The sequence below is a fragment of the Cellulomonas septica genome, from assembly GCF_012396155.1.
Taxonomy (GTDB): Bacteria; Actinomycetota; Actinomycetes; order Actinomycetales; family Cellulomonadaceae; genus Cellulomonas; species Cellulomonas septica.
On the sequence record NZ_JAAXOY010000454.1, the window covers coordinates 1 to 3,014 of the forward strand.

Annotated in this window: 3 protein-coding genes and 1 pseudogene; 3 read left to right on the forward strand and 1 reads right to left on the reverse strand. The window is 75.6% G+C overall.

The window, feature by feature from the left end; translation table 11 throughout:
* Positions 1-154, forward strand: a pseudogene (locus HGA02_RS21095) (DUF58 domain-containing protein); the annotation flags it as partial.
* A 43-nt stretch (positions 155-197) separates the two neighbouring features.
* Positions 198-1,385, forward strand: a complete 1,188-nt coding sequence (locus HGA02_RS14925) for a winged helix DNA-binding domain-containing protein (RefSeq protein WP_168679798.1) — start codon at positions 198-200, stop codon at positions 1,383-1,385.
* 16 nt (positions 1,386-1,401) lie between these two features.
* Here the strand turns inward: HGA02_RS14925 and HGA02_RS14930 are convergent, their stop codons facing one another.
* Complete coding sequence (locus HGA02_RS14930; RefSeq protein ID WP_168679800.1) at positions 1,402-2,391, reverse strand: stage II sporulation protein M; 990 nt, start codon at positions 2,389-2,391, stop codon at positions 1,402-1,404.
* 67 nt (positions 2,392-2,458) lie between these two features.
* On the opposite strand from HGA02_RS14930, the gene HGA02_RS14935 reads away from it, so the two are divergent.
* Positions 2,459-3,014, forward strand: a 556-nt coding sequence (locus tag HGA02_RS14935) for an RDD family protein (protein ID WP_168679801.1), incomplete at its 3' end; no start/stop codon positions are given.

Genomic DNA, 3,014 nt, shown 5'->3' on the forward strand with positions numbered 1-3,014 from the left:
CGCCGCGGCGGCCGAGCGCGCCGACCTCGAGCGCTCGGCGGTCGCGGTCCGGCTGCGCCGGCGGGGCGTCGAGGTGGTCGACGCGCTGCCCGAGGACCTCGCCCCGCGCCTCGCGGACACCTACCTGGCGCTCAAGGCGGCCGGCCGGCTCTGACGACGGCCGGTCCGGCGTCGGTGCGCTTCGGTAGCGTCCCCGCATGGCCGAGCCACCTCTGATCGACCGTCGCGCCCTCAACCGTGCCCTGCTCGCGCGTCAGCACCTGCTCGAGCGGACGGACGCGTCGGCCGTGGACGTCGTCGGGCACCTGGTCGGCCTGCAGGCGCAGAACGCGTGGTCCCCGTACGTCGGCCTGTGGAGCCGGGTCGAGGGGTTCACGCACGCGGACCTGGGCGGCGCGCTGCTCGACCGGCGGCTCGCGCGGATCGCGGTCATGCGCGGCACGATCCACCTGGTCGACGCGGCGGACGCCCTGCTGCTGCCCGGCCTGGTCGCCCCGCTCTACGCACGCGACCTCGAGGTCAACACGCTGCACGCGGCGCCGCTGCGCACCGTCGACCTGGCCGAGGTCACGGCGCTCGCGCGCACGCTCGTCGAGGCGGAGCCGCGCGTCAGCACGGCCCTCGGGAAGACGCTCGCGGAGCGGTGGCCGCACGTCCCGCCCGCGGCGCTCGCGCACGCGGCGCGCGGCACGCTGCCGCTCGTGCAGGTCCCGCCGCGCGGCGTGTGGGGCCGGTCGGGTGCGACGACGTGGACGACGACGACCGCGTGGTTCGGTGCGGACGCCTCTGCGGCGGCCCCCGACCTGTCCGACCCCGACGTCCTGGCGGTCGAGCAGGAGCGCCTCGTCCTGCGGTACCTCGCCGCGTTCGGCCCGGCGAGCGTCGCGGACGCGCAGGCCTGGTCGGGGCTGACCGGCCTGGCCGCGGTGGTCGCACGTCTCGGCGACCGCGTGGTCCGGTTCACCGCCGAGCCGTCCCCCGGGAAGGTCCGCCCGCGTGAGGTGCTCGACCTGCCCGACGCGCCGCGCCCGCCGGCGGGGATCCCCGCGCCGGTGCGCTTCCTGCCCGACCTCGACAACGTCCTCCTGAGCCACGCGGACCGCACGCGCGTCGTGGCCGACGAGCACCGCCGCGCGCTGCAGAGTCCCAACGGCGTCGTGCCCGGCACGGTGCTCGTCGACGGCGTGGTGGCGGCGACCTGGCGCGTCGAACGCGTGCGGGTGGACGAGGCGGGTGCGCGACGGCGCCGGGAGCGCGCGACGCTCGTCGTCGAGCCGTTCGGCGACCTGACGGCGCGCGACCGACGGGACGTCGTGGCCGAGGCGGAGCGCTTCGTGACGTTCTACGCCGACGACGCCGTCGGGCACGACGTCGTCGTGCGCTGACGGACCTCGCGGCGCGTCAGCCGGCGAGCGGCACCGCGTAGCCCGCGCGGTCGGGGTCGAGGTCGCCCGTCGCCCCGGCCCGGACCGCACGGCCGCCGAGCACGAGCGTGTAGACCCAGAACGCGGCGAGCACGACCACGCCGACGACGATCTTGAGCCACCAGGCCATGCCCGAGCCCGTGACGAAGCCCTCGACCACACCGGACACGGCCAGGACCCCGACGAGGCCGAGCGCGACCGTGAACAGCGCGCGCCCCTCTTCCGCGAGCGCGCGCCCACGCGTGCGCGGCCCCGGGTCGATCAACGTCCAGAAGATCCGCAGCCCGGCGCCGCCCGCGACGAACACCGCCGTGAGCTCGAGCAGGCCGTGCGGCGCGATGAGCTGGAGGAACAGCGCGAGCTCGCCGTGCGCGGCCATCATCCCGCCGACCGCGCCGACGCTCACGGCGTTCTGGATCAGCAGCCAGACGGGGATGACGCCCGTGATGCCGGACGCGACGCACACCGCCGTGATCCACGCGTTGTTGGTCCACACCATCGCGGCGAACCCCGCGCCGGGGTCGTAGTACTCGGCGAACGCGTGGTCGACGTACTGCTGCCGCTCGGCGGGCGTGCCCATCGCCGCGAGCGCCTCGGGCTGCGTCGCGACCCACCACCCGGCGGCGACCGCGAGCGCCAGGAACCCGACCATGACGCCGACCGTCCACCAGCGGATCCGGTAGAGCGCCGCGGGCAGCGACTCCCCCACGAACACCGCGACGTCGCGCCAGCTCGGCTCGTGCGCGCCGACGATCGCGGAGCGGGCGCGCGCGACGACCTGCGAGAGCCGGCTCACGGCGTCGGGGTCGGGCGCGGCCGAACGGATGACGGACAGGTCGGTCGCGGCCGACTGGTACAGCCGGACGAGCTCGTCCGACTCGGCACCCGTGCGGCGCCGCTTGCGCGCGAGCGCGTCGAGGCGCTGCCACGACTCGTCGCGGGCCACCTGGAAGGCGTCGAGGTCCACGGCCCACAGCCTGCCATCTCCGGGGCCCGTCTCCGGTTAGTGTTCCCTCGGCGGAGGAGGGACATCGATGGTCGAGGACGAGATCCTCATCGGCGAGGGCGTGCTGCTCGACACCCGGGCGGCGTCGGCGCTCACGCGCCTCGTGGCGGCGCTCATCGACCTCGCGGTGCTCGCGGCCGCGCTCATCGTGATCGTGATCGTGCTGACGACGACGGCCCCGGCGGCGATGTCCGAGGAGGTCGCGCGGATCACGTCGATCCTCGCGCTCGTCACGGTCATGGTCGTCTACCCGACGACGATGGAGACGCTCAGCCGCGGCCGGTCGCTCGGCAAGCTCGCGCTGGGCATCCGGATCGTGCGCGACGACGGCGGACCGCTCGTGTTCCGGCAGGCGCTGATCCGTGCGCTCGTCGGTGTCATCGAGCTCTGGATGACGTTCGGCTCGGTCGCGTTCCTGTGCTCGCTCGTGCACCCCCGCAGCAAGCGGCTCGGTGACGTCCTGGCCGGCACGTACGCCGTCCGGGTGCGCGGCGGGGCGCGGCGGGCACCGGTCCAGATGCCGCCGTGGCTGGCCGGCTGGGCGCAGGGCGCCGACGTCGCGCGGCTCCCCGACGGGCTCGCGC

Bases quoted from the DNA above. Each gene is read 5' to 3' on its own strand.
- HGA02_RS14925 (WP_168679798.1), top strand. From the start codon at position 198: ATGGCCGAGCCACCTCTGATCGACCGTCGCGCCCTCAACCGTGCCCTG.